The sequence below is a fragment of the Seohaeicola sp. 4SK31 genome (assembly GCF_028802875.1).
Lineage (GTDB): Bacteria > Pseudomonadota > Alphaproteobacteria > Rhodobacterales > Rhodobacteraceae > Seohaeicola.
Genome location: NZ_JARAMP010000016.1, coordinates 77,455 through 103,705, shown reverse-complemented (window position 1 = coordinate 103,705; position 26,251 = coordinate 77,455). Strand labels below are relative to the sequence as shown.

The following is a 26,251-nucleotide window of genomic DNA, read 5'->3' as shown; positions in this document are numbered from 1 at the left end:
CAGGTCCGCATCGCCATCCTGAACGGCTACACCGCACTCGGCATACCCGTCACAGAGACCGTGGGATAAGTCTGTCCAGGGAAAGGGGAACTTCGGCGATCAGCCGATTTGTGCAACAGAGCCGGGATCAGGATGCCCAGCGTGCCGGCGACGGCGATCACACCGGCGGCGAAATCGCGGGTATAGCCCACCTGCCGCATGCCCGCGATCACGATCGTGCCGATGGCCACCACCGTGGCAGGGCTGGAGCCCGACAAGGCCGCGAACATCATGCAGGCAAAGACGCCCGCAATCGCCAGACCGCCCGGCAGATGGCCCACCAGTGCGATGGAAAAGCGGATGATCCGCCGCGCCACGCCGCCCGTGGACATGAAGCTGGAGGCCAGCACGAAGAACGGGATCGCCAGCAGCGTGTAATGCCCGGCCATGCCGTTATAAAGCGAGGCCGCCACGGCCGCGAGCGAGGTGTCGCTGAGCGCCAGCATGAACAGGATCGAGGACAGGCCAAGGGACACGGCAATCGGCACGCCGATCAGCATCAGGCCGATGACCATCGCGAAAAGGATAAAGACGTCCATGGTTTACTCCTGTCCGCGACGGGTTTTGGCGATCTCGTCCAGCGCGTCCTCGACCTCGTGGCTGACGATCATGCTATGCTGCTCGCCCTTCACGATGCGGATGGTCACCTGGATGATGCGGAACAGCATCAGTGCCGCGGCCACGGGCAGGATCAGATAGGGCACCATGCGCGGCATCTTGGAGTAGCTTTCGCCTTGGTTGATGGCATCCTCCAGCCAGCGCAGCCATTCCAGCATCGGCACCTGATCGGTCTCGAAGAAGGCGCGGTCGCGGGTATTGGGGTCAAAGCCGGTCGGAAACCAGTGGCCCGTTGTTTGCTGCAACCCGGCGAAGGGCGCCCAGTAATCCCAGGCCCCCTTGGCGATCAGCAGGGCATAGACGATGCAGCACGCCGCCGACAGCAGCGCCAGAACATAGCGGGCGCGCGGCGAAACGACCGAGATGATCGCGTCCACACCCAGATTCGCCGTGACCTTGAAGGCATAGGCGATCCCGAACAGGACCAGCCAGGAAAAGAGGATCAGAACGACCTCAAGCCCCCAGATCACCATCGAGTTGAACACGTAACGCATGATCACGTTGACGAAGGTCAGGATCGTCATCGCCCCGAGCATCACGGCAATCGCCGTTTCCTCGAACTCATGCACGACCTTCCCCAGCATGCTGCGCGGCTCGTATCGGCCAGGCCCAGACATCGGCAGTCCCCCTGTTGTTGTCATGAATTGGATGTTCCGCAGGCGGAACGGTGGGGCGCGCCACGCATGGCCGCGCGCCCCGAGTGATCCGTGGGATCAGTTGTTGAACGTCTGCGCTGCCGCGATGTTGTCGGCGCCGACTTCTTCCTCGAACTGTGCCCAGACGGGTTTCATCGCCTCGACCCATGCAGCGCGCTGCTCGGGTGTCAACTCGACGATCTTGCTGCCGGCATCCAGGATCGCCTGACGGGCCTGATTGTCGACTTCCAGAACGGCGGCGTTCCGCTCGGCGGTGACTTCATCCAGAATGGTTTTCAGCTGATCACGGACATCCGCGTCCAGCGATTCCCACCAGTCAACACTGGTCACGACCATATAGTCGATGATGCCATGGTTGGTTTCGGTGATGCCGTCCTGCACTTCGAAGAACTTCTGGCCATAGATGTTGGACCAGCTGTTCTCCTGTCCATCCACAACGCCGGTCTGCAGCGCGCCGTAAACCTCGGCAAAGGCCATCGGCTGTGCGGTGGCCCCCAGCGCGTTCATCTGCGCGACCAGCACGTCAGAGGGCTGCACGCGGAATTTCAGGCCCTTGGCGTCTTCAGGCAGGATCAGCGGCTTGTTGGCCGAGAACTGCTTCATGCCATTGTGCCAGAAGCCCATGCCCAGAACGCCGCGGCGGGTCATCGACTGCAGCATCTCCTGACCGGTGCCCGATGCCTGGAACGCGTCAACGGCGGCGATATCCTTGAACATGAAAGGCAGGTCGAACAGGCGGAATGCCTTTGTGATGGGCTCGAACAGCGACAGCGAGGGGGCGGCGAACTGCACGTCACCCTGCAGCATCGCTTCCAGCACCTTCTCGTCGGTGTAGAGCGTGGAGTTCGGGAAGACCTCCATGCAGGCCTTGCCGTTCATCTCGGTGTTCACACGCTCGGCGAACAGGGTCGCGGCGATCCCTTTGGGGTGCTTGTCCGAGTTGGTCACATGGCTGAACTTGATGACGATTTCGCCCGGATCACAGGCAGCGGCGGCGGCCCCTGCAGTGACGGTCAGGGCCAGCGCCATGGCGGCGGATGTCAGGAATTTCATAGGTCTCTCCTCCCAGATTGAGACGTTGCATTCTGCGCCCCCTGAAAGAGGCACTGCGCTGCAGACTCTGACTTCGATGACGCACGACTCAAGCAAATGTGCAAAGTTTCTGGGCGGTTCGAGAAAACCAAGGTTTTTGAGAGGCTTGGCCATGCACTGACAACATGTCAGCCATGCGACAGTTGCAGCTTGTGCGGAAATCCGCACAGGGATCGGCGGAAATTTGCGAGAATCCGCACAGTCCTCACCGAATCAGGCGCCGAATCGCAGGTCCGCAGTCATGGCCGACTCAGCGGAACTCCTCGGGTTTCAGGCCATAGCGCGCCAGCTTGTCGTAAAAGGTCTTGCGCGGCAGTTTCAGATCGCGTGCCGCATCGGCGGCCCGGCCATGCTGCCGCCGCAGCGCCGCCACCAGAAGCGAGCGTTCGACCTGCGCCATCTGTTCGGCCAGCCCCAGACCGGGACCATGACCGGTCTCGGGCCCTTGCCCCTCGCCCAGACCCAGCGCAAACCGCATTGCCGCCGACATCAGCGCACGCGCATTGCCCGGCCAGTCCCGTGCCATCAGCGCGCCGATCACCTCGGGGCCGATCGGTGGCGGGGTCAGACCGGCCTGCTCGCTGGCCTGAGCGACATATTGGCGAAAGAGCACCGGAATATCCTCGCGCCGCTCGCCCAGCGACGGAATCCGCACCGGCATGACGTCCAGCCGATAGTAGAGATCCGGGTTCAACCGCCCCCGCGCGACCAGTTCCACAAGATCGCCGCTGCTGCCCGCGATCAGGCGCACTTCCCCCTCCTGCTCCAGATGATCCAGCAGGGCGAATTGCGTCTCGGCGGGCATTGCGCCCAACTCGTCCAGAAACAGGCTGCCGCCCGTGGCGCTGTCCAGCGCCTGCACCAGCCCTGAGGGATCAAGCCCGGCGGCCGGTGTCTTGACGAACGGACCCTTGGCCTGCGCGGAACACAGATGGATCACTTCGGCCACCTTGGATATCCCGCTGCCGGGAGGACCGCTCACCAGCACCTCGGCGCGGGTCCGGGCCACCGCCCGCACGCGGTCGCGCAGGCCTTCGGCAAGGGCCGACGTGCCGAACAGCATCCGCGCGGCGGGATCGCCCGCTTCCAGTTGCGCCTTGAGGCGACGGTTCTCCAGCACAAGCGCGCGGGTCTTGAGGGCGCGTTCCACCTCGGCCAGTAGATCGGCGGCGGCGCAGGGTTTCTCCAGAAAACCGAAGGCCCCCTGCCCCATGGCACGCACCGCCATCGGGATATCGCCCTCGCCGGTCAACAGGATCACCGGCAGGTCGGGGTCGAGTTTCTGCGTGTGATCCAGCAGAAAGAACCCGTCCCGCCCCGGCATGCGGATATCCGACAGGATCACCCCCTCGAACGCGTCCGAGATGTGATCCTTGGCCTCGATGAAACTTCCGGTGACGCGCGGGCTGTAATCGGCCAGTTCCAGCGTCTGCGCCAGCGCCTCGCGCACGGCGACATCATCATCGACGATCAGGACCTGCCGGATCATCCTGCCGCCTCGGATCGTGCGGGGGTGTCCGTGGCGGCGGCTGTCAATTCGACCGTGAAGACCGCGCCGCCTTCGGGCCGGTTGCGCCCCCGGATCGCGCCGCCGAAGCTTTGCACCAACCCGTAAGAGATCGACAGGCCCAGACCCATGCCCTCGGCGGCACCGACCGCCTTGGTCGTGTAGAAGGGCTCAAAGATCTTCTCGGGTTCTTCGATTCCCGGCCCGGTATCGGCCACTTCCAGAACGACACGCTGCTCCTCGCGGCGCAGGGACAGGCTGATACGGCGCTCCTCCAGCCCCGCCATCGCGTCAGCGGCATTGCCGATCAGGTTCAGCACCACCTGTCCCAGCCGCACCTCGCCCCCGATGACATGCAGCGGCGCGGGCGGCGTCCATTCCACCGTCACGCCGTCGCGCGACAGGCGCGTCTCGGACAGTTCCAGCGTTGCATTGATCACAGCGACCAGATCGACCCGCCCCATCGGCTCGCTTTCCTGCCGGGCAAAGGCGCGCAGATTGCGGATGATGCGCGCCATGCGATGCGCCAGATCCCCGATCCGCCGCAGGTTCTGGACCGCAACATCGGTTTTGCCCCGTTCCAGCAGCCCCACGCCATTCTCGGCATATTGCCGGATCGCCATCAGCGGCTGGTTCAACTCGTGGCTGATGCCCGCGCTCATCTGGCCAAGGGCCGAGAGCTTGCCCGCCTGCACCAGATCATCCTGCACCTTCTTCAGCGCGACCTCGGCGGCGGTGCGTTCGGCCACCTCGCGGCGCAGCGCGGCATTCGCCCCGGACAGCTCGCGCGTGCGCTCGGCCACGCGGCCTTCCAGCTTGGCATTGGCCAGCGCCAATGTGCGACGCCGCTCGGTCGCCAGAAACAGCAGCGCCCCGAAGGCCAGACAGACCGCCGCCACCAGCCCCGCCTGCAAGGTCGCCAGACGTCGGGCCGGTTCAACGTCCACAAGCGCCTCGGCCCGCATGCCGATCACCGGCAGATCGCGGGCCAGATGCAGGGCACGGGCCGGGATATAAGGGCTCCAGCGTTCGCGCCAGATCATGTGCGCGCCCCGTTGCAGGAAAGAGAACTCTCCCGCCACACCCGAAGGCGGCGACAGGCCGATCTGACCGGGCGCGCGCTTCCAGAACAGCAATTCCGAGCGATTGGTGATGAAAACCAGACCATCCGAATCGGTGAAGAACACCGTGGGCCGCGCGCCGCGCCATTCGGCCTCGACCAGACCGATATCCGCCAGCACCATGACCGCACCCTTGACCTGCGCATCCGCGCCAAAGATCGGGGCCGCGAAGGTATAGCTGCGCTGCCCGCCCACGGGATTGATCCCGTGCCCCTCGCCCAGCGCCCCCGTCATGGCGCGCCGGAAATAGGCGCTGTCGGCCAGCCCGCTGTCATTCATCCCGTTCGCCGTCGCCAGCACGCGACCGTCACGGTCAGCCAGTTGCACATCCAGCGCCCCGGTCTTGTCGGCGGTCGCCACAAGGATGGCGCGCACAGCCTCGCCGTCCCCCAGCCGCAGCGCCTCGGCCAGGGATGGATGCGCCGCCATGATCACGGCAAGCTGCTGGTAAAGCTGCAACTGCCCGGTCAGCCGGTCTGTCGCCAGCAGAAGATCCGCCTCGCCACGCTGTGCCGCCTGATCCAGCGCCTGACCATAGCCCGTGCGCCAGACCGCCGCCGAAAAGGCGGCAACGGCCATCACGAACAGGGCGAAGACCGCAAGGCGGCGGGCGGTGTCTTGTCTCATGGCTCCAATCTATCCGCGCCGCCCTTGTCTTGACCAGTGCTGTCGGGCATCCCTTGTTGCATGTATCGCTTTGCCCAATCCCCGACCGACCCTGCCTTCGTGCAGAATCCCTACCCCGCCTATGCCCGTGCCCGCGCGGCCGGTGGCGCGCTGGTCTGGTGGGAAGAATACGCCATGCCCTGCGCGCTGTCCTATGCCAGCGTCAATGTCGTGCTGCGCGACCGCCGCTTCGGGCGCGAGATCCCCGCGGAACAGGCAAGCCCGCCGCCTGCGCATTTGGCGCCGTTCTACGCGATCGAGGATCATTCGATGCTGGAACTGGAGCCACCCCGCCACACCCGCCTGCGCGGGCTGGTGCTGCGCGCCTTCACCACGCAGCGCATCGCGGATCTGGCCCCCGGACTCACAGCCTTGTGCCATCGGCTGATCGACGCTTTCCCGCAGGACGTGGCTTTCGACCTGCTGCCCGCCTATGCGCGGCTGATCCCTGTCATCACGATCGCGCGGCTTCTGGGCGTGCCGGAAAGCCGCGCCGATGACCTGCTGTCATGGTCCAACGCCATGGTGGGCATGTATCAGGCCAGGCGCACCCGCCGGATGGAGGATGAGGCGGCAGGCGCCGCCATCGCCTTCACCGCCTTTCTGACCGACTATATCGACCAGCGCCGCACGATGCCCGGCGATGATCTGATCACCCAACTGATCGCCGCCGAGGAAGACGGCGCGCGCCTGTCCACGCCAGAGCTGATTTCGACCTGCATTCTGCTCCTGAACGCCGGGCATGAGGCAACGGTGCACAGTATCGGCAATGCCACCCGCCTGCTGCTGGCCCAGCGCGATCCGCGCGCTCATCTGACGCCCGACCGGATCGCGGCCACGGTCGAGGAACTCCTGCGCCTTGACCCGCCGCTCCACATGTTCACCCGCTACGCTTATGAGGATGTGGAGTTGAACGGCCACACCTTCCGGCGCGGTGACCGGATCGGATTGCTGCTGGGCGCCGCAAACCGCGACCCTGCCCATTGGCAGAACCCCGACCGTTTCGATCCCGCGCGGCCCGCGAAAGCCAACGCGGCCTTTGGCGCCGGGCTGCATTTCTGCGTCGGCGCGCCGCTGGCGCGACTGGAATTGCAGATCGCGCTCAAGACGCTCTTCGACCGCTGCCCGGACCTGCGCCTGTCAGGCCAGCCACGCTTTGCCGACAGCTATCATTTCCACGGTCTCAGCCGCCTGATGGTCCGCGTTTGACGTCCTGCTTCTTTTTGCTGAAAATATCCGGCCCCGCCCTCACAACGGCAGAGCCGTCGTCGATTTGATCTCCTCCATCGACAACAACGCCGTCACGTTATGCACCTTCACCTCGGAAATCAGCGCCTGATAGAAGGCATCATAGGCGCGCGCATTCTTGACCCGGACCTTGAGGATATAGTCGATATCGCCCGCCAGACGATGCGCCTCCTGCACCTCGGGACGTTTTTGCAGCGCCTTGAGGAAGGCCGCCTGCCATGTCGCCTCATGCTCTGACGTGCGGATCAGCACGAAGAAGCAGGCCTCGAACCCCAGCGCCTCGGCATCGAGGATGACGGTCTGCGCCCCCATGATCCCGGCCTCGCGCATCTTGCGGATGCGGTTCCAGACGGGTGTCTTGGAGGACCCGACCTGTTTGGCGATTTCATCCAGCGATTGCCCCGCGTCGCGCTGCAACTCTGCCAGAATTTTCCGGTCGGTGGCATCCAGTCGGATCGACATTTCCATTATCTCCGCTCAAGTGGAAAATCATTACGCCATCATCCGCCACAGGAAACAACGTTCCTTATCTGTCGTGGATACTGGCGCTTGATAGGAAATATTTCCTATATTGCCGGAAAGGTCAAACCGAAAGCTGACAGGGGCGCGCCCCCTTGAAGGAGAGTTCCATGTCCCGTTTCACCCCCAAGGTCGTCACCGCCAATGCGTTGATCGAAGGCGATGTCATCTATCTGGCCGCCGATGACAGCTGGACGCGCGACTTGTCGCGCGCCGAGGTGATCGAGGATGAGGCGATTGCCCAGATGCGCCTGCTGGATGCCCAGCGGCAACCGGGCCGCGTGGTGGGGGCCTACCTTGCCGATGTGATCCCCGGCCCGCGCGGCCCGCAGCCCGCCCATTTCCGCGAGGAGTTCCGCCGCAAGGGCCCGTCCAACTATGCGCATGGCAAGCAGGAGGGTCTGGCCAATGTATAACTACAGCGAATTCGACCGGGCCTTTCTGGCCGAGCGTAACGCCCAGTTCCGCGCGCAGGTGGCCCGCCGCATCGACGGGTCATTGACCGAGGATGAGTTCAAGCCGCTGCGCCTGATGAACGGCCTCTATCTGCAACTGCACGCCTATATGCTGCGGGTGGCGATCCCTTACGGCACCCTGAACAGCGCGCAGATGCGGCAACTGGCCTATCTGGCGGAACGCTGGGACAAGGGTTACGGCCATTTCACCACCCGCCAGAACATCCAGTATAACTGGCCCAAACTGTCCGATGTGCCCGACATGCTGGACGCCTTGGCCGAGGTGGGGCTGCATGCGATCCAGACCAGCGGCAACACGATCCGCAACGTGACCGCCGACCATTTCGCGGGTGCTGCCGCAGATGAGCTGTCCGATCCTCGCCCGGTGGCCGAGCTGATCCGCCAATGGTCCACGGATCACCCCGAATTCCAGTTCCTGCCGCGCAAGTTCAAGATCGCCATCACCGGCAGCCCCAATGACCGCGCCGTGACCCGCGCCCATGACATCGGGCTGCGCATGGTGGCGCGTGACGGCGAGACCGGGTTCGAGGTGATCGTGGGCGGTGGCCTTGGCCGCACCCCGATGATCGGGCAGGTGATCCGGCCTTTTCTGCCACGCGGCGATCTGCTGCCCTATCTGGAGGCGATTGTCAGCGTCTACAACCTGCTGGGACGGCGCGACAACAAATACAAGGCGCGCATCAAGATCACCGTGCACGAGAACGGGATCGACACCATCCGCGCCTTGGTCGAGGAACGGTTCGAAACCCTGCGCACCGCCTTCAACGGCGCGGATCAGGCGCTGCTGGCACAGATCGCGCCGCAGTTTGCCGCCCCGGATTTCGTGGCCAAGCCGCTGAATGCCTATGAGGTGGCCTATGCCACCGATCCGGTGTTCCGGGCATGGGCCGACACCAACCTTACCGCGCATCGCCAAGCCGATCATGCCATCGTGTCCATCAGCCTCAAGGCACATGGGGCCACACCGGGTGACGCCACTGCAGATCAGATGCGCGTCATGGCCGATCTGGCCGCAACCTATGCCTATGACGAGCTGCGCATCAGCCACGAGCAGAACGTGATCCTGCCCCATGTTGCCCGCGCCGATCTTCCAGTGGTACATGCGGCGCTGAAAGAGGCGGGGCTGGCCACCGCCAATATCGGCCTGATCAGCGATATCATCGCCTGCCCCGGCATGGACTATTGCGCGCTGGCCACGGCGCGCTCCATCCCCATCGCGCAAGAGATCGCCACCCATTTCGACACGCTCAAGCTGGAGCATGATATCGGCCCGCTCAAGATCAAGATTTCCGGCTGCATCAACGCCTGCGGACATCACCATGTCGGCCATATCGGGATTCTGGGGCTGGACCGCGCGGGCGTGGAAAACTACCAGATCACGCTGGGCGGTGACGGCACCGAAGATGCCGTGATCGGCGAACGCGCTGGCCCCGGTTTCGCGGCCGATGACCTGCTGCCGGCCATCGAACGGCTGATCCGCGCCTATCTGGACCTGCGCGAGGGGCGTGAGGAAACCTTCCTTGAGGCCTATCGCCGTCTGGGCGTGGCACCGTTCAAGGCCGCTCTTTACCCCGAGGCGCAGGGCCGTCATGCCGCTTGAGGCGCCCCTAGCCCCCGTGGCAGAGCGCGCGGCAGACCTGAACGCGCGCTATCGCCACCATGCGGCCAGCGCCGTGCTGCGCCATGCACTGTCCGACCCGCAGGTGGGCCGGATCGCGCTGGTCAGCTCCTTTGGCGCGGAAAGCGTGGCGCTGCTGCATATGCTGGCGGTGATCGACCGGACCGTGCCGGTGCTGTTCATCGACACGGCAATGCTGTTTCCCGAAACGCTGGACTATCAGCGGCAGGTCGCGGAGCGGCTGGAGTTGTCGGATCTGCGGATCATTCGCGCGCGCCCCGTGGCGCTGGCGGCACAGGACCCTGACGGCTTGCTGCACCAGTCCGACCCGGATGCCTGCTGCGCGCTGCGCAAGACGGAACCTCTGGAGCGCGCGCTGCACGGCTTTGACGCATGGATCACCGGGCGCAAGCGGTTTCAGGCCAGCACACGTGCGGCACTGGAGTTCTTCGAGGCGGACACCGACGGGCGGCTGAAGGTCAATCCTCTGGCCCATTGGGACAAGGGCGATGTGCAGGATTACATGATCAACAACCGCCTGCCCCGTCATCCGCTGGTGGCGCGCGGATATCCCTCCATCGGCTGCGCGCCCTGCACCTCGCCCGTCAAACCCGGCGAGGATGAGCGCGCGGGCCGCTGGCGCGGAGCGGCCAAGGAAGAATGCGGCATCCATTTCGTGAATGGCAAGATGGTCAGAACAGGAGCAGGGCAATGACATCGAACAGCACCGTCATCGTGCGGGACACAGGCTTTGCGGCCGAGGACTGGGCCGAAGGCTTTCGTCCACTGGCCGAGGCCGCGGCTGGCGCGACGGCCATCGACCTGCCCGCCGATGCCGACCCCGACTCGCTTGCACTGGACGCGGTGCAGATCATCCGCATCCCCTTTGCCAGTTTCGCCGATGGTCGCGGCTTTACCCTTGCGCGGCGCTTGCGCCTGCGCGGCTATCAGGGTCGGTTGCGCGCGGCGGGGCACGTGATCGCGGATCAATACGCCATGGCGCGGCGCGCAGGCTTTGACGAGGTCGAGATTTCGGCCGCCCTTGCCACCCGCCAGCCCGAGGCTCAATGGCTGGCCCGTGCCGACTGGCGCGCCCATGACTATCAGGCGCGGCTGCGCGGCTGAACCTTCCGCCGCGCTTTCATCTGACATGGATCAAAGATAAGGAAAGGATGCCGGTTTATTCCCCGGCAGGACGCATATGACCGAAAGCCTGACAGTGACCGAGATTTCCATTCCCAAAGTCCCCACCCTGCCCGATGCCCAGACCGTGACAGCGGTGACCCATTGGACGGACCGATTGTTTTCCTTCCGCGTGACACGGCCGCAATCCTTGCGCTTCCGCTCGGGCGAATTCGTGATGATCGGGCTGATGGGCGAGAATGGCAAACCCCTGCTGCGCGCCTATTCCATAGCCTCGCCCAGCTGGGACGAGGAGTTGGAGTTCTATTCGATCAAGGTGCCAGACGGCCCTCTGACATCGAAGCTGCAACATATCCAGCCGGGCGAACAGATCATCCTGCGGCCCAAGCCCGTGGGCACGCTGGTGCTGGATGCACTCTTGCCGGGCAAACGTCTGTGGTTCTTTGCCACCGGCACGGGGATCGCCCCCTTCGCCAGCCTGATGCGCGACCCCGAGACCTACGAGCGGTATGAGGAGGTCATCATGATGCACACCTGCCGCGACGTGGCCGAGCTGGAATATGGCCGCCAACTGGTGGAGGGCCTGTCCGAGGATCCGCTGATCGGCGAGTTGGTGGGCGACAAGCTGCGCTATTATCCCACGACAACGCGGGAACAGAGCGCGCGGATGGGGCGGATCACGGACAACCTCACAAGCGGCAAGGTCTTTGCCGATCTGGGCATCCCGCCCATCTCGCCCGAGAACGACCGTGGCATGGTCTGCGGATCGCTGGATTTCAATACCGACATGAAAACCGTGCTGGAAGGGTTCGGCCTGCGCGAGGGCGCCAATTCCGATCCGGCGGAATATGTGGTGGAAAAGGCCTTCGTGGGCTGATCGCAGCGCCGCATCCGGACACCCGCCATGCAAAAGGCCGCGCGAGGGTTGCTTGCGCGGCCTTCGCTTTTTGATGTCACCGCATCAAGATCCGGGTCACATCCCCAGCGCGCTGCGGGTCTGGTCCAGCGCGATGCGCAGCAATTCGGGATTGCCCTGGGCCTGCTCAATCCCGGTCGTCAACAGGGTCTTGCGCAGGTCACCCAGATCCGAAGCTTGGATCAGGGTCACGGCACGGTCAAAGTCGAACCCCTCGACCGTCAGCGCGGCATCGGCCTCGGCGGCGGTCATGCCGGTGGCGGCGGCAAGACTGGCCACAGCGCTCTGGGCCGTGGTGCCAGAAGTCGTATCCGTGGATGCTGTGTCATCGGCGGGTGCCGCATCAATGGCCGATTGCAGCGCCTCGCGCGCGGTCTGGGTTGCCGCGTTCACGGCGTCGCGTGTGGCATCGGCGGCGGTATCGGCGGCGGCAGTTGCCGACTGTACGGCGCTGTCCACAGCCTCGGCCGCATCATCCGCCAGCGCACGAGCGGTGTCCGAGGCGGCATCCGCCGCGTCACGCGCCGTTTCGGTTGCGTCCTGAACGGTCTCCTCGATGGTGCGGGCCGTGCTGTCCGCCGCATCCTGGGTCGCGTCAACCGCCTCATCAACCGCCTCTTCAGTCGTCTGGGTCGGCGCTTGCGGGGCCGTGACCTCAACCGCTGGCACATCATTGGTCTGGTTCGCCCAGAACAGATAGCCAGCAGCACCGATGGCCAGCACGGCGACAGGCAGGATCACTTTGTTCATCACATTCAGTCCTTCATCATGACTCCAAGACGCGGCAGACCAAGGGTCTGACACGCAACAGGCCGTCAGATGAGGATGCGGGGTCGGCGAGACAACCGGATCGCCATCAGATCGGCAGGTATCTGCCGATTTGCCGCTTGAAGTAAGCCCCGCCCAAGGTTAGGTTGCGGCCTCGAAATATGCCAACAATCGAAGGATCACCACCATAGCCCGCAGACCGCATAACGCGCCCCCGCAGCGCGAAACAGGCCCCCGCATCAACGAACGCATCCGCGCCCCCGAAATCCGGCTGATCGGCGCAGATGGCGAGAACGTCGGCGTCATCACGCCCGAGCGGGCCCTTGTCATGGCCGAGGAAGCGGGCCTCGATCTGGTCGAGATCTCTCCCAATGCCGTGCCGCCGGTCTGCAAGATCATGGACTTCGGCAAGTACAAGTATGAGACGCAGAAGCGCGAGTCCGAGGCGCGCAAGAAGCAGAAGATCATCGAGATCAAGGAAATCAAATTCCGTCCGAACACCGACAAGCATGACTATGAGGTCAAGATGCGGTCGGTCTTCAAGTTCCTTGAGGAAGGCGACAAGGTGAAGATCACCCTGCGCTTCCGGGGCCGCGAGATGGCGCACCAGAACCTTGGGCGCGAGCTGCTGGAGCGGGTCGCCGAGGATACCAAGGATGTGGGCAAGGTCGAGAACTTCCCCAAGATGGAAGGCCGCCAGATGATCATGCTGATCGGACCTCTGCCGAAATAATCCAGCCTGATTTGGACGAAAGAAACCGCCCCCGTCTTGCGACGCCGGGGCGGTTTTTCTTTGTCTGTCCCATCGTGGGACATTTTTCGGTATGTGCGTTTTCAATGGTTTACGCGGGCGTGTTTACCACCTTTTAGCGAAGGTTGAGGGGGTGGTAAGGGTTTGGGGTGACGTGGGGCTTTACAACGGGAAATGCCAGCGAGCCGTAGGGTGCGTGCTTGCACGCACCGTTTGTTGACGCGGAGGGGGGGTGGTGGTGCGTGCGAGCACGCACCCTACGGGTTACATATAAAAACGTCCCCGCGGTTTCCCGCGGGGGCGGTTCTCATTCCTTCACACCCGGATCACGCTGCGGCGGCGACCGCGCGTTTGGTCATGACCCCGACCAGCGATCCGTAGGGTGCGTGCGAGCACGCACCATTTATTGACGCGGAGGGGGGACGTGGTGCGTGCGAGCACGCACCCTACGGATTAAGGATAAAAAAGCCCCCGCGGTTTCCCGCAGGGGCGTTTCTCATTCCGTCACACCCGGATCACGCCGCAGCGGCGACCGCGCGTTTGGTCATGACGCCGACCAGATGGGCGCGATACTCTTTCGAGCCGTGCAAATCGCCGATCATGCCGTCGGCGGGGACGGTCAGGCCGTTCAGCGCGTCGGCGGTGAAGGATTTGGACAGTGCCGTTTCGGCCTCGGACCAGCGGAAGACGCCTTCCTCGGAGGCACCCGTGACCGCCACGCGCACGCCGTCTGCGTATTTGGCGACGAACACGCCGACCAGCGCGAAGCGGGAGGCGGGTTGTTCGAACTTCTGGTAGCTGGCTTTTTCCGGCACCGGGAAGCGGACTTCGGTGATGATCTCGCCATCTTGCAGGGCTGTGGTGAACATGCCCTGGAAGTAGTCATCCGCCGCAATGCGCCGCGTGTTGGTGACGATCACCGCGCCCGATCCCAGCGCTGCGGAGGGGTAGCAGGCGGAGGGGTCGTTATTGGCGAGGCTGCCGCCGATGGTGCCCCGGTTGCGCACCGCCGGATCACCGATATGCGAGGCGAGGCCCGCGAGGGCGGGGTAGTGCTTGGCGGCCTCTCGCGCCACCACGGCATGGGGGGTGGCCCCCCCGATGCACAGATGGCCGTCGTCGGAGATGCAGACGCCCTGCATCTCGGCGATGCCGGTCAGGCTGACCAGTTTTTCGGGGCTGGCCAGACGCTGCTTCATGGTGGGAAGGAGGGTCTGCCCCCCGCCCAGCGCCTGCGCGCCTTCATGGCCCAAAGCCGCCACCGCATCCGCGATCGTCGTGGGGCGGACAAACTCGAAGTTATACATGATGGCTTCTCCTTACGCGTTCATCGCGGCCCACACCCGGTTGGGCGAGAGCGGCATGTCGATATGGGTGACGTGGGTCTTGCCCGCGGAATGCAGCGCGTCGATCACGGCATTCACGACAGCGGGGGGTGACCCGATGGCCCCGGCCTCGCCGCAGCCTTTCACGCCAAGGGGGTTGTGCGTGCAGGGCGTGACGCAGGAGTGATCCACCGTGTAGAAGGGCACGTCCGAGGCGCGCGGCATGGCGTAGTCCATGTAGGAACCTGTCAGAAGTTGGCCGTTGTCGTCATAGACGCAGCCTTCCAGCAGAGCCTGACCGATGCCCTGCCCGATCCCGCCATGCACCTGGCCCGACACGATCATCGGGTTGATGATGTTGCCGAAATCATCCGCCGCGCTGAACCGTTCGATGGTGACCCGGCCGGTGTCGGGGTCCACCTCGACCTCGCAGCAATAGGCGCCCGAGGGGTAGGTGAAGTTCGAGGGATCGTAGAAGGCGGTTTCCTCAAGCCCCGGTTCGATATCTTCGAGCGGGTAGTTGTGAGGCACGTAAGCCGCGAGCGTCACATCGCCCCAGGCGACGGATTTGTCGGTGCCGGCGACGTGGAACTTGCCGTCCTTGACCTCGATATCCGCGTCCGAGGCTTCCATGAGATGGGCGGCGATCTTCTTGGCCTTGTTGATGATCTTCTCGGTCGCGCGGACCATGGCGCTGCCGCCCACGGCGAGGGAGCGCGAGCCATAGGTGCCCATGCCCATCGGGCCCTTGGCGGTGTCGCCATGGACGATTTCGATCATCGACTCGTCGATGCCCAGCATTTCCGCGATCACCTGCGGGAAGGCGGTCTCGTGCCCCTGCCCGTGGCTATGGCTGCCGGTCATGACCGAGATGGAGCCGGTGGCGTTCACGCGGACCGTGGCGCTTTCGTAGAGCCCAGCACGGGCACCCAGTTGGCCGACGAGGTTCGAGGGTGCGATGCCGCAAGCCTCGATATAGCAGTTGACGCCCAGACCGCGGAGTTTGCCCTTGGCCTCGGACGCCTTGCGGCGCGCGGCAAAGCCGGACAGATCGGCGATCTGTTCGAGCTTGTCCATCGTCGCGACGTAATCGCCGGTGTCATATTCCACCGCCACAGGGGTGGCATAGGGGAATTGCGTGATGAAGTTCTGCCGGCGCAGCTTGATCGGGTCCACGCCCAATTCGCGCGCGGCCTTGTCGATGACACGCTCCAGCTGATAGGTCGCCTCGGGGCGGCCCGCGCCGCGATAGGCGTCAACCGGCACGGTGTTGGTGAACACGGCCTTCACGTTCACATAGATGAGCGGGGTGCGGTAGTTGCCCGCCATCAGCGTGCCGTGCAGCCATGTCGGCACCGAGGGTGCGAAGGTCGAGAGATAGGCCCCCATATTCGCATAGGTTTCGGTGCGCAGCGCGGTGAAGTTGTTGTCCTTGTCCAGCGCCAGTTCGATCTTGGTCACGTGGTCGCGCCCATGGGCATCGGACATGAAGGCCTCGGACCGGGTCGAGGTCCATTTGACGGGGCGCTTCAACTGACGGGCTGCAAAGGTGCAGAAGGCCTCTTCGGCGTAGTGGAAGATCTTGGTGCCGAAACCGCCGCCCACATCGGGCGCCACGACGCGCAGCTTGTGTTCGGGGATGCCCAGCACGAAGGCGCCCATCAGCAGGCGGATCACATGCGGGTTCTGCGAGGTGGTGTAGAGGGTGGATTCATCGGTCGAGCGGTTGTAATCGCCCACCGCCACGCGCGGTTCCATCGGGTTGGCGACAAGGCGGTTGTTCACCAGTTCCAGCGTGGTGACATGGGCGGCGGACTTGAACGCCTCGTCCACGGCGGCCTTGTTTTCTTCGACGAAACCCCAGTCATAGCAGAGGTTCGAGGTCAGCTCGTCATGCACCTTGGGCGCGCCATCCTTGACGGCGGCCTTCATGTCGATGACGGCGGGCAGTTCCTCGATGTCCAGCACGATGGCCTCGGCCGCGTCGCGGGCCTGCTCATAGGTTTCGGCCACGATGGCGGCGATGGGATCGCCCACATGGCGGACCTTACCCTGTGCCAGAACCGGATGGCCGGGTTCCTGCATCGGCTGGCCGTGCTTGTCGGTGACCTGCCAGCCGCAGGGCAGACCGCCCACACCGGCGAAATCGGCGCCTGTGAAGATCCGCACCACGCCGGGCATCGCCGCCGCAGCCGCGGTATCGACCTTGTTCAGCCGTCCATGCGCCACATCCGAGCGCAGGAAATGCACATAGGTCTGTCCGTAGAGGTTGATGTCATCCGTATAATTGCCGTTTCCGGTCAGAAACCGCAGGTCCTCGCGCCGCTTCGGGCTGGCGCCAATTCCATGATCCTTGGGCATGGTATTCCTCTCCCTGAGTAAAGAATGGCTTCCCTCCTCGGACGCGCATTCTTCATGATCCTAGGTAATGCGAAGATAGCGCCGCTTGGGCGCATCCCTCGATCTTATTCGGCCGCGATGCGGCTGACGTCCTGCCCTGCTGCGGCCATGATCGCCTTGACGATGTTATGATAGCCGGTGCAGCGGCAGATATTGCCTTCCAGATAGTCGCGGATTTCCGCCTCGGTCGGATTGGGGTTTTCCTTGAGCAGCGCCGTTGCCGTCATCACCATGCCCGGGGTGCAGAAACCGCACTGAAGCCCGTGGTGATCCTGAAACGCCTGCTGCACGGTATTGAGCGAGCCATCCGCATTGGCCACGCCTTCGATGGTCACGACCTCGGCCCCTTCGGCCTCGGCGGCCAGCATGGTGCAGGCCTTCACGGCGGTGCCGTTCACATGCACGACGCAAGCGCCGCACTGCGACGTGTCGCAGCCCACATGCGTGCCTGTCAGATGCAGATTTTCGCGCAAAAATTGAACCAGCAATGTCCGGCCTTCCACATCGCCCGATGCGGCCTTGCCGTTCACGGTCATTTTGACCTGTACCATGACGCTCCTCCCAGAGATTTTATGTCGTCCACGATAGATACCTAAACATGCCCCCGGCGATATGAGAAGCATGAATTTTGTCGCGTCTCGCAAGGAAGTGACTTGCCATGCCTTTGTCACGCATCAAACGAACCCGCCGCATGGTCCGGAGCGTGATCATCAGGCCGGTTTTCTGTCGCCCCGCCCTGCACGCGGCATGGGACGCGAGGGGATTTCCTTGAGCAGGCCGCCGATTCCCATGGCGGCGATATCCGCCGCCGTGACCGTGAGACCGCAGGCGATGCGCGACAGGACCCAATCCGCCCCGTTCAGCGCAGGAGAGCGCGCGCAGCCCGGCAGGCCGATCACGGGGCGTCCGTCGCGCGCGCCCAGAAACAGAAGGTTGCCCGGATCAACCGGCATGCCGAAGCGTTCCACCTGCCCGCCGGCACGGCGCAGGGCGGCGGGGCCCACATCATCCATGTCCGATGTGGCGGACCCGGTCAGGATCAGCACCAGATCGCTCTGGGCACCCGCGATGGCATCGGCCAGTTCTTCGCTGCGATGCGGCACCGTGACGACCCGGTCCAGCACCATGTCCAGGGCAGCCAGACGCGACTCGATGGCCGCGCGGCCCTTGTCGGGCGCCTGCTCCTCGGTGCTGGCCAGACCGCCTGCGATGTCGGTGATGATGAGGGTCGCAGTGCGCAGTTGCGGCTGTGCCAGCCGGATCGCGCCCGCGCCCAAGGTGCAGGCGCGCTCAAGATCGGCGCGGGCCACGCCGTAGGAGATGATCTTGACCGTGGCCACCATGCCGCCCGGCCCCATCTGGTGAAAGGGCGGCACGGTCGCCAGCGTGATCATCGGATCGACCGCGTTGAGCGCGGTCAGCGCTGCGACATCCATGACCGCAACACCCGGTCCTTCGGCCATGAGGTTCACCCGGCCGGTGAAGGGCGCTGTCAGGCGCAGCCCCGCCGCCGCCGGATCTGGCACGAGGGCCGAGGCCAGCGTCGCCGCCGCGTCGTTTTCATGCACATCGCCGGGATCCAGCCGTGCGACGATCACCGTCTCATGCCCCGCCGCCGTCAGCGCGGTCACATGGCCCGCCTCAAGTGTCACGCCCTTGCGCAGCCGCTTGCCGCCCAGATCGACGGAATGGGCCAGGATCGCGCCTGTCGCCTGCGCCACGGGGATGGGTCCGAATTTCATCCTTTCCTCAAGACCTGCGTGCATTCGGCAAGGATCGACAGGGCAATCTCGGATGGGCCAGCCGCGCCGATGTCCAGACCGACAGGGCCGTGGATGCGGGCGATCCGATCCGCCGGGATGCCCTTGGCGGTGAGCCTTTCGACGCGCGACGCATGGGTGCGTTTGGAGCCGAGAGCGCCGATATAGAACACGTCCGAGGCCATGGCGGCCTCGATCGCGGGATCGTCCAGCTTGGGATCATGGGTCAGCAGCACCAGTGCGGTGCGCGCGTCCAGCCCCAGTGTGGCGATGGCATCATCGGGCCAGTCGTTCAGGATCGTTTCGCCGGGAAAACGGGCCTGGCTTCCGAAGGCATCGCGCGGGTCAACGATCACCGGATCATAGCCCACGATCCGCGCCATGGGCACAAGGGCTTGAGCGATGTGCACGGCCCCCACCACGATCATCCGCAGCGGTGGGTTGTGGATGGCGACGAAGGTCTGGCCGTCGTCCTCAAACCCCGAACGGTCCATGCGGAAGCGGTCTGCGTGGTCCGATGTGGTGAGGTGGCGTGTGCCTTTGGCAAGGTCGGCCACATAAGCGACGGCGCGGCGGGCGGCGCGGGCGGCGGTCAGATCGGCCAGCAGGGATTCGGTCAGTTCCGCGCCGACGGGTTCGACCAGCACACGGATCGTGCCACCGCAGGCCAGCCCCACGGCGAAGGCATCGCCATCGCTGACGCCGTATTCCAGCAGGCGGGATGTGCCTTGCTCCAATGCCTCAAGCGCCTCGGTCACCACCGCGCCTTCCACACAGCCGCCCGAGACGGAGCCTTCGATCTCGCCGCGGCCCGAGATGACAAGCTGGCTGCCGACGCGGCGGGGGGCGGAGCCCCATGTTTCCACCACGGTGGCCAGCACGGCGCCGCGCCCGTCGCGGTGCCAGTCGAGGGCGATTTCGGGGATGCGGTCATATCTGTCGGTCATATCGGGTCCCTCCCTTGGCCCTGACGGGCCGCGTCGGTCAATGGGCACGCAGCGCGGCCATCAGCCGGGTCTTTTCGCCTGTATCATCCTGCTTTGATATGGCGGCGGCAAGGGCCTCGAGGCTGTCGATGGAATGGCCGGCGCGGAAACTGTCCACATGGGGCAGCATGGCCATGATGCCGCGCGCCTTGGGGGCGAAACCGTCCCAGCGCAGAAGCGGGTTGAGCCAGATCAGGCGGCGCGCGGACAGGTGCAGGCGTTCCATCTCGCGGCCCAGATCGGCGGCGCTGTCGCGGTCCAGCCCGTCGGTGATCAGAAGGACCACCGCCCCCTGCCCCATGACGCGGCGCGACCAGTCGCGGTTGAAGGCATGCAGGCAGGTGCCGATGCGGGTGCCGCCTTCCCAATCCTGCGCCTCGGCCCCCGCCGCCTTCAGCGCCTGATCCACGTCGCGGGTGGCCAGATGGCGGGTGATATTGGTCAGGCGCGTGCCGAAGGTGAAGGCATGCACCTTTGCCCAGCCCGCGCCCTTTTCATTGGCGACGGCATGGAGGAAATGCAAAACCATCCGGCTGTATTGGCTCATGGACCCCGAGATATCGCAAAGCACCACCAGATTGGGCCAGCGCGGGCGCGGTTTCTTGAGCGAGAGTTCCTGCATCTCGCCGCCCCGGCGCATCGAGGCGCGCATGGTGCGGCGCCAGTCGATGCGCTGCCCGGTAAGGCTGGGCTGGCCCCGGCGCGAAGGGATGGGTTTCACCGGCAGGCTCATCCGCGCCAGCATCCGCTTGGCGGCGGCGATCTCGGCGGTGCTCATCTGCTCGAAATCCAGCGTTTTCAGCCGTTCTTCGGTGGAAATGGTCATCGAGGCATCGACCTCGATCATCGTTTCCTCTTCGCGGGGGTTTTCCTGTTCCACGGGTCGGTTCGCGCCATCCAGAAGGGCTTCGGCCGCGCGTTTCTCGGCGGCTTGCGCCGTGCGGTCTTCCTGCACGCCGCGAATGGCGGGCAGCATCATGGACATCATGTGCTCAAGATAGCGCGGGTCGCGCCAGTAGAGCCGGAAGATCTGCGCAAAGACCGCGCGATGTTCGGGGCGGTTCACGAAACAGGCATGCAGCACCCAGAAGAAATCGCGCTTGTCGGTGAATCCTGCCGCCTCAACCGCGCGGATGGCATCGATCACGCGGCCTGTGCCGATGGGCAGGCCCGCCTTGCGCAGAGCGCGGGCGAAATGGGTGATGTTCTCGGCCAGGCGCGGATTGTCGGGCAGATCGAGGGGGATGTATTCGGCCATGAGTTACGCCTGTTTCATCTTGCCGCAAATACTCTCGGGGGGCTCGTCGAACACAGTTCGACGTCGGGGGGCGGAAGCCCCCCGCTGCAACCTCTGCTGCATCACGCGGGCTCCAAGGTGGCGCGCGCCTCGTCGAGCAGACGTTTCGCCTCACTACCCTGCAATTTTGCAATGTCGTCCTGATATTTCAGGATCGCGCCCAGCGTATCTGCAATGACCTCGGGCGACAGGCTGATCACGTCCAGCGCCAGCAGGCATTTCGCCCAGTCGATGGTTTCGGCCACGCCGGGTTTCTTGAAGAGATCCTCGGTCCGCAGACGTTGGACGAATGCCACCACCTCGCGGCTGAGCGCTTCGGACGCCTCCGGCGCGCGGGCCTTGAGGATGTCGATCTCGCGGTCGAAGGTGGGGTAATCGACCCAGTGGTAAAGACAGCGCCGCTTGAGGGCGTCATGCACTTCGCGCGTGCGGTTCGAGGTCAGGATGACGATGGGCGGTTCGGGCGCGTGGATCGTGCCGAGTTCGGGGATCGTGACCTGAAAATCGCTGAGCGCCTCCAGCAAGAACGCCTCGAACGGTTCATCCGTGCGGTCCAGCTCGTCGATCAGCAGGACGGGGGCGCCGCCTGCCTGCGGGCGCATGGCTTGCAGCAAGGGCCGCTCGATCAGGTAGTCCTGGGTAAAAAGCTCGGTCTTGAGCGTGTCGCGGTCGGCACCGCCTGCGGCTTCGGCGGTGCGGATGGCGATCATCTGCGCGGCGAAGTTCCATTCATAGACGGCAGAGGAGGCATCAAGGCCCTCATAGCATTGCAGGCGGATCAGGCGGCGGCCAAGGGCGGCGGCGATGGCCTTGGCAATTTCTGTCTTGCCGGTGCCCGCCTCGCCCTCCAGAAACAGCGGGCGGCCCAGTTTCAGCGACAGGAACGTGACCGTGGCCAGCGCCCGGCCACAGACATAGTCCTGACCGGCCAGCAGGCTTTGCACCTCGTCGATGGATTGCGGCAACGGCATATGTGATCCTCCCTTTGGCACGAACCCTGCAACTGGGCCAATGCGCCGTCAAGGCAAGACAGCGTGACCCGAATGCCCGCAAGCCGTGGAAAATTTTGTGAAAGATTGACGGATTCTGCGTGACCTGCGATGATTTTGTGAAACAAAAATCCGTCACAGTGACGGAGAGGCGTGCGCGGGCAGCGCGCCCCGGCAGTAGACAGGCACGGGTGTCATGAGTGAACAGGACAAGACGCGGCAGGCAGGGCTGCGTATTACGGCGGTGACCTGCGTCAAGAACGAGGGTCCCTTTCTGCTGGAATGGATCGCCTTCAACAGGGTGATCGGGGTCACCGATTTCCTGTTCTATTCCAATGATTGCACCGATGGGACCGACCGGATGCTGGATGCGCTGGCGGAGCGCGGCGTGGTGCGGCACCTGCCCAACCCGGCCGAAGGGCGCAATTACCAGATGGAGGCGCTGAAACATGCGGCCTCGCAGGATATCGTGACCGAGGCGGACTGGGTCTGGATCGCGGATGTGGACGAGTTTCTGAACATCCATGTGGGCGACCATACGATCCCCGCGCTGATTGCGGCCTGCGGTGATCCGCAGGCGATCAGCGTGACTTTTCAGTTCTTCGCCAATGCGGGGATCGACGGGTTCGAGGACCGGCCCGTCATCGCGCAATTCACCCGCTGCCATAACCCCGATATCTGGTGCGGCGAAACCGCGATCGAGGTGAAGTCCCTGATCCGGCGGGATTTCCCGCTGCACTATTACGGCGCGCACCGGCCTTTTTTCAGCGCCAAGCTGCCGCCGCGCAAATATCCCGCATGGACGGATGGCGCGGGCCGCGCGGTGCCGCACAAGTTTCTGGTGGCGGCCAATCCGCGCCGCATCCGCAAGTTTCCCGCGATGGGCGCGCGGGTGCATGCCACGCTGAACCATTATGCGCTGCGGTCTCTGGACAGCTATCTGGTCAAGAATGATCGGGGCGACGTGAACCGCGAGAACCGGGCCTTTGACGACACCTATTGGCGCGAGCGTAACGACCCCGCGATGGAAGATACCAGCATCCAGCGCTATCTACCCGCGCTGGAGGCCGAGATGGCGCGGTTGCGCGCCGATCCGGTGATTGATGCGCTGCATCTGGAATGTGTGGCCCTGCACCGCGCGCGGGCCGCAGCCCTGCTGGCGCGGCCGGAATATCAGGACATGCGCGACCAGTTGAAGGCCGCCTCGACCCTGCCCCCGCAGGAGGAGGCGTTGTTGCGCGAACTGGGTCTGTGGGAGGAGGCTGCATGACCGCCCACCGCCCCCCGCACCGGTTGCGTGTCGTCAACCTTGGCCTGCCCAAGACAGGGACCACCACACTGGCCCATGCGCTGCGCCTGTCGGGGCTGAAAGTGGCGGATTACCGCATCCGCCGCCGCCAGACTGCGGATACCAGCATGCACGGGATTTTCCTCGGCCAGAGCCTTTATGACGGGTATTTCAACACCGGCGACCCGTTGGCCCGGCTGGAGGGGTTCGACGCTTTCTCGGAGATCAGCTGCCTGCGCGAGGGGCAGTCCTTGTGGCCGCAGACGGATTGGGGCCTGATCAGCGCCATTCGCGCGCATCATCCGGGGGTGCGGTTTCTGGCGAGTTGGCGCGATCCGCGCGCGCTGTCGGATTCGATGCTGCGCTGGTCGAACCTTGGCACCGAGCGTCTGCCCCGCAGCGATGTGCCCGGCTTGCCACGCGGCTTTGGCGCGACGACGGCAGAGCGGGTGCGCTGGATCGAGGGGCATTACGCCCATCTTCAGGCCCTGTTCAGGGATGATCCGGCCTTTCTGCTTTATGATGTCGCGGACCCGCAGGCCCCTGCCCTGATCGGTGCCCATATCGCAAGGACGCTGCCATGGTGGGGCCGCGCCAACAGCAATCCGCCGACCTCGACCGTGGTCGGGGAGCAGGTCGCATGACGCGGATCTATCTGCATATCGGGCTGGAACATGTCGGTGCCGCGCGCCTGCAACAGGTGATGGCCGACAAGCGCGAACAGATGCTGGCCAAGGGCGTGCTGTTTCCGCGCGCCGCCGGACCGCGCAACCATACGCGGCTCTACATGGCCGTGACGGACCCTGATCACGTGGATGCCCTGCGCGCCGGGCGCGGCCATGCCGATCCTGCGCGTCAGGCGGCGCTGCGCGCGGAGCTGTCCGCGACACTGGCCCGCGACATGGCCACGCATCGACCCGAGACGCTGATCCTGTCGGCGAGCCAGTTGGGCACATCGCTGGCCCGGCGGTCCGAGTTGGAACGGCTGCGCGACTTGCTGGCCCCGCTGTCGGAGGATATCCGCATCATCGCCCATGTGGACGCCCCGGCGCGGTTGCTGGCGCGCCATTTTGCGGCGCAGGTGCTGGACGGGCGGCACAGTCCGCTGGAGGTGGAGCGTGATTTGCCTGCGAGCGGATGGTGGGAGGCGGCTTTGGCGCTGGCACCTGCCGTTGATCCGGAGCGAGGGCGGTTCTTCGAGACGCATTGCCCTGCCTTCTGGCTGGATTACGCGGGTCTTGTGTGCCATTGGGAGAGCGTTTTCGGTCAGGGCGCGGTCACCCTGCGCCCCTATGATGTGGCGCTGTTTCATGGCGAGGACGCGACCGAGGAGATCCGCGCCGCGTTCGGCATCACCGAGACATTGGGCCGTGCAACGCCCGCCAAGCTGCCTGCGCCCCCTTCGGCGGCCTGGATCAGCCGGGCGCGGCGCATGAACCTGTTGCTGGAGCGGCTTCAGGACGTGACCGGACAGATCGTGCCCCGCCCGCTGTGGCGCAAGTTCATCGACGAGATCAGGATAGACGGTGAACCCATTGATCCAGATACGCTTTTGGGAATCTCCAAGCCGCTTGAGGATCGTCTGAAGTCATCCTTGTCCAGCCAGAGCGCCTTGCGCGGGGTCTTTCCAACCCGGAAGCGGGGCGCGAAGACCCCGGCATGGACCGAGGCCGATCCCGGTCAGGGATTTCGCGCAAGCCAGTATCTGCTGGCCTTCCGCGCAAGAATCGACCGCGCCATCAAGGCCAATGCCGCAGAGGCGGGCGACGCGGCCATGCCCGATGATCCCCGCCCAGAGGGGCGCGGGGGCAAGGGTGCCGCAGCGCCCGTGATCCCGGCTGCACCCGCCCCTGCGGCCAAAGCGCAGCCCAAAGCCACGCCCTTGACCGAGTCGGCGGCGCGGATCATGCCACCGCTGGCGATCGAGAATTTCCACAAGCTGCAAGCCTCGCCCTTCCGGCCGCACAACCGCTTGGGGATGGTGAACGAGGAAGAGCTGGCCGCCGCCTATGCGCCCCGTGCGCCCCGCGTGCTGCCCAAGGGCTCCTCGGGTCGCGTGATCGTCGGCTGCATGAAGAACGAGGCGCCCTACATCGCGGAATGGGTCGCCTATCACCGCGCCATCGGCGTGGACAATTTCCTGATCTACACCAATGACTGCACCGACGGCACAGCCGAGATCCTGAACCGGATGCAGGAGATGGGCCTGCTCCAGCATCGCAACAACGACGGATGGAAGGGCAATTCGCCCCAGCAATCGGCGTTGAACAAGGCGTTGAAGGAACCGCTGATCCGCGATGCGGAATGGATCATCCATATCGACGTGGACGAGTTCATCAATATCCGCTGCGACAATGGCACGCTGGATGATTTCTTCGCCCGCTTGCCGGGGGCCACCAATGTCGCGATGACATGGCGGCTGTTCGGACATGGCGGCGTGACCGCCTTGTCTGACCGGTTCGTGACAGATCAGTTCGAATGGTGCGCGCCGCGGTTCTGCCCCAAGCCGCATACGGCATGGGGTTTCAAGACCATGTTCCGCAACAATGGCGCCTATGCCAAGCTGAGCTGTCACCGCCCCAACAAGCTGGACTCGGATCTGCGCGATCAGGTGCTCTGGGTGAACGGATCGGGGCAGGACATGACCCGCGAGGCGGCGGAGAAAGGCTGGCGCAACTCGGTCAAATCCATCGGATATGACCTGCTGCAACTGAACCATTACGCGCTGCGCTCGGCCGAAAGTTTCCTCATCAAGCGGCAACGGGGCCGTGCGCTGCATGTGGATCGGGCCATCGGGATCAATTACTGGATCAGGATGGACTGGTCCGATGTGCGCGACATCACGATCAAGCGCAACGTGCCGCGTGTGCGGGCTGAATGCGACGCCATGATGCAGGACGACCGCTTGCGCGCCCTGCATGAACAAGGACTTGCGTGGCACCGGGCCAAGGCGGCAGAATTGCAGGCCATGCCGGAGTTCCGAGAGTTGTATGAGCAGGCCCTGACCCTCAAGCTGACGGCCACGGAACGCGTCGCCTATGCCCTCGCCCTTGATATGGAAAGCTGAC

General features: G+C 64.6%; 23 protein-coding genes and 1 pseudogene. 10 read left to right on the top strand and 14 right to left on the bottom strand.

What is annotated here, in order from left to right; translation table 11 throughout:
- Positions 1-122: 122 nt before the first annotated feature.
- The 5 genes and pseudogenes from PVW27_RS14475 to PVW27_RS14455 all read right to left on the bottom strand — a co-directional run.
- A pseudogene (locus tag PVW27_RS14475) lies at positions 123-578 on the bottom strand (TRAP transporter large permease subunit); the annotation flags it as partial.
- A gap of 3 nt (positions 579-581) precedes the next feature.
- Complete coding sequence (locus PVW27_RS14470; RefSeq protein ID WP_274558856.1) at positions 582-1,274, bottom strand: TRAP transporter small permease; 693 nt, start codon at positions 1,272-1,274, stop codon at positions 582-584.
- A gap of 96 nt (positions 1,275-1,370) precedes the next feature.
- Positions 1,371-2,366 carry a TRAP transporter substrate-binding protein gene (locus PVW27_RS14465; RefSeq protein ID WP_274558854.1) on the bottom strand — a complete coding sequence of 332 codons (996 nt, stop codon included), beginning with the start codon at positions 2,364-2,366 and terminating at the stop codon, positions 1,371-1,373.
- 289 nt (positions 2,367-2,655) lie between these two features.
- Positions 2,656-3,894: a sigma-54-dependent transcriptional regulator gene (locus PVW27_RS14460; RefSeq protein WP_274558853.1), complete on the bottom strand. Its 1,239-nt coding sequence runs from the start codon at positions 3,892-3,894 to the stop codon at positions 2,656-2,658.
- Positions 3,891-5,660, bottom strand: a complete 1,770-nt coding sequence (locus tag PVW27_RS14455) for an ATP-binding protein (protein WP_274558851.1) — start codon at positions 5,658-5,660, stop codon at positions 3,891-3,893. The genes PVW27_RS14460 and PVW27_RS14455 overlap by 4 nt, the downstream gene beginning before the upstream one ends.
- A 60-nt stretch (positions 5,661-5,720) precedes the next feature.
- Between PVW27_RS14455 and PVW27_RS14450 the strand changes: the two genes are divergently transcribed.
- The gene (locus PVW27_RS14450) at positions 5,721-6,908 is read left to right on the top strand and encodes a cytochrome P450 (RefSeq protein WP_274558849.1); all 1,188 of its coding nucleotides are present in this window, start codon (positions 5,721-5,723) and stop codon (positions 6,906-6,908) included.
- 39 nt (positions 6,909-6,947) lie between these two features.
- On the opposite strand, the gene PVW27_RS14445 is transcribed toward PVW27_RS14450, so the two are convergent.
- Positions 6,948-7,409 carry an Lrp/AsnC family transcriptional regulator gene (locus PVW27_RS14445; RefSeq protein ID WP_274558847.1) on the bottom strand — a complete coding sequence of 154 codons (462 nt, stop codon included), beginning with the start codon at positions 7,407-7,409 and terminating at the stop codon, positions 6,948-6,950.
- Between the two features lie 167 nt (positions 7,410-7,576).
- On the opposite strand from PVW27_RS14445, the gene PVW27_RS14440 reads away from it, so the two are divergent.
- The 5 genes from PVW27_RS14440 (at position 7,577) to PVW27_RS14420 (ending at position 11,580) form a co-directional block, all read left to right on the top strand.
- Positions 7,577-7,882, top strand: coding sequence for a DUF2849 domain-containing protein (locus PVW27_RS14440; protein WP_274558846.1), 306 nt, complete (start codon positions 7,577-7,579; stop codon positions 7,880-7,882).
- Complete coding sequence (locus tag PVW27_RS14435) at positions 7,875-9,542, top strand: nitrite/sulfite reductase (protein WP_274558845.1); 1,668 nt, start codon at positions 7,875-7,877, stop codon at positions 9,540-9,542. Before PVW27_RS14440 ends, PVW27_RS14435 begins: the two co-directional genes overlap by 8 nt.
- The gene (locus PVW27_RS14430) at positions 9,532-10,275 is read left to right on the top strand and encodes a phosphoadenylyl-sulfate reductase (protein ID WP_274558844.1); all 744 of its coding nucleotides are present in this window, start codon (positions 9,532-9,534) and stop codon (positions 10,273-10,275) included. Before PVW27_RS14435 ends, PVW27_RS14430 begins: the two co-directional genes overlap by 11 nt.
- Complete coding sequence (locus tag PVW27_RS14425) at positions 10,272-10,685, top strand: DUF934 domain-containing protein (protein WP_274558843.1); 414 nt, start codon at positions 10,272-10,274, stop codon at positions 10,683-10,685. Before PVW27_RS14430 ends, PVW27_RS14425 begins: the two co-directional genes overlap by 4 nt.
- A 76-nt stretch (positions 10,686-10,761) precedes the next feature.
- Positions 10,762-11,580, top strand: coding sequence for a ferredoxin--NADP reductase (locus PVW27_RS14420; protein WP_274558841.1), 819 nt, complete (start codon positions 10,762-10,764; stop codon positions 11,578-11,580).
- 96 nt (positions 11,581-11,676) lie between these two features.
- Here the strand turns inward: PVW27_RS14420 and PVW27_RS14415 are convergent, their stop codons facing one another.
- A complete protein-coding gene (locus PVW27_RS14415) occupies positions 11,677-12,369 on the bottom strand; it encodes a translation initiation factor 3 (protein ID WP_274558839.1) in 693 nt (230 codons plus the stop codon).
- Positions 12,370-12,565: 196 nt separating this feature from the next.
- Between PVW27_RS14415 and infC the strand changes: the two genes are divergently transcribed.
- Positions 12,566-13,120 (top strand): translation initiation factor IF-3, encoded by a 555-nt coding sequence (gene infC, locus PVW27_RS14410; protein ID WP_338019959.1) that lies wholly within the window; start codon positions 12,566-12,568, stop codon positions 13,118-13,120.
- Positions 13,121-13,653: 533 nt separating this feature from the next.
- On the opposite strand, the gene PVW27_RS14405 is transcribed toward infC, so the two are convergent.
- The 7 genes from PVW27_RS14405 to PVW27_RS14375 form a co-directional block, all read right to left on the bottom strand.
- Positions 13,654-14,445 carry an FAD binding domain-containing protein gene (locus PVW27_RS14405; RefSeq protein ID WP_274558838.1) on the bottom strand — a complete coding sequence of 264 codons (792 nt, stop codon included), beginning with the start codon at positions 14,443-14,445 and terminating at the stop codon, positions 13,654-13,656.
- A gap of 12 nt (positions 14,446-14,457) precedes the next feature.
- Positions 14,458-16,824, bottom strand: coding sequence for a xanthine dehydrogenase family protein molybdopterin-binding subunit (locus tag PVW27_RS14400; protein ID WP_274558836.1), 2,367 nt, complete (start codon positions 16,822-16,824; stop codon positions 14,458-14,460).
- 104 nt (positions 16,825-16,928) lie between these two features.
- Positions 16,929-17,414 carry a (2Fe-2S)-binding protein gene (locus tag PVW27_RS14395; RefSeq protein WP_274558835.1) on the bottom strand — a complete coding sequence of 162 codons (486 nt, stop codon included), beginning with the start codon at positions 17,412-17,414 and terminating at the stop codon, positions 16,929-16,931.
- Positions 17,415-17,573: 159 nt separating this feature from the next.
- Positions 17,574-18,605: a molybdopterin-binding protein gene (locus tag PVW27_RS14390; RefSeq protein ID WP_274558833.1), complete on the bottom strand. Its 1,032-nt coding sequence runs from the start codon at positions 18,603-18,605 to the stop codon at positions 17,574-17,576.
- A complete protein-coding gene (locus tag PVW27_RS14385; RefSeq protein ID WP_274558832.1) occupies positions 18,602-19,570 on the bottom strand; it encodes an XdhC family protein in 969 nt (322 codons plus the stop codon). The genes PVW27_RS14390 and PVW27_RS14385 overlap by 4 nt, the downstream gene beginning before the upstream one ends.
- 37 nt (positions 19,571-19,607) lie before the next feature.
- Complete coding sequence (locus PVW27_RS14380) at positions 19,608-20,867, bottom strand: vWA domain-containing protein (RefSeq protein WP_274558830.1); 1,260 nt, start codon at positions 20,865-20,867, stop codon at positions 19,608-19,610.
- A 101-nt stretch (positions 20,868-20,968) separates the two neighbouring features.
- Positions 20,969-21,877: an AAA family ATPase gene (locus tag PVW27_RS14375; protein WP_274558828.1), complete on the bottom strand. Its 909-nt coding sequence runs from the start codon at positions 21,875-21,877 to the stop codon at positions 20,969-20,971.
- Between the two features lie 247 nt (positions 21,878-22,124).
- On the opposite strand from PVW27_RS14375, the gene PVW27_RS14370 reads away from it, so the two are divergent.
- From PVW27_RS14370 to PVW27_RS14360, 3 genes are read left to right on the top strand one after another with little or no spacing between them, the layout of a single operon-like run.
- Positions 22,125-23,165 carry a glycosyltransferase family 2 protein gene (locus PVW27_RS14370; RefSeq protein WP_274558863.1) on the top strand — a complete coding sequence of 347 codons (1,041 nt, stop codon included), beginning with the start codon at positions 22,125-22,127 and terminating at the stop codon, positions 23,163-23,165.
- Complete coding sequence (locus tag PVW27_RS14365; RefSeq protein ID WP_274558826.1) at positions 23,162-23,827, top strand: sulfotransferase family protein; 666 nt, start codon at positions 23,162-23,164, stop codon at positions 23,825-23,827. The genes PVW27_RS14370 and PVW27_RS14365 overlap by 4 nt, the downstream gene beginning before the upstream one ends.
- Positions 23,824-26,250 carry a glycosyltransferase family 2 protein gene (locus PVW27_RS14360; protein WP_274558824.1) on the top strand — a complete coding sequence of 809 codons (2,427 nt, stop codon included), beginning with the start codon at positions 23,824-23,826 and terminating at the stop codon, positions 26,248-26,250. Before PVW27_RS14365 ends, PVW27_RS14360 begins: the two co-directional genes overlap by 4 nt.
- The last annotated feature ends 1 nt before the right edge of the window (position 26,251 follow it).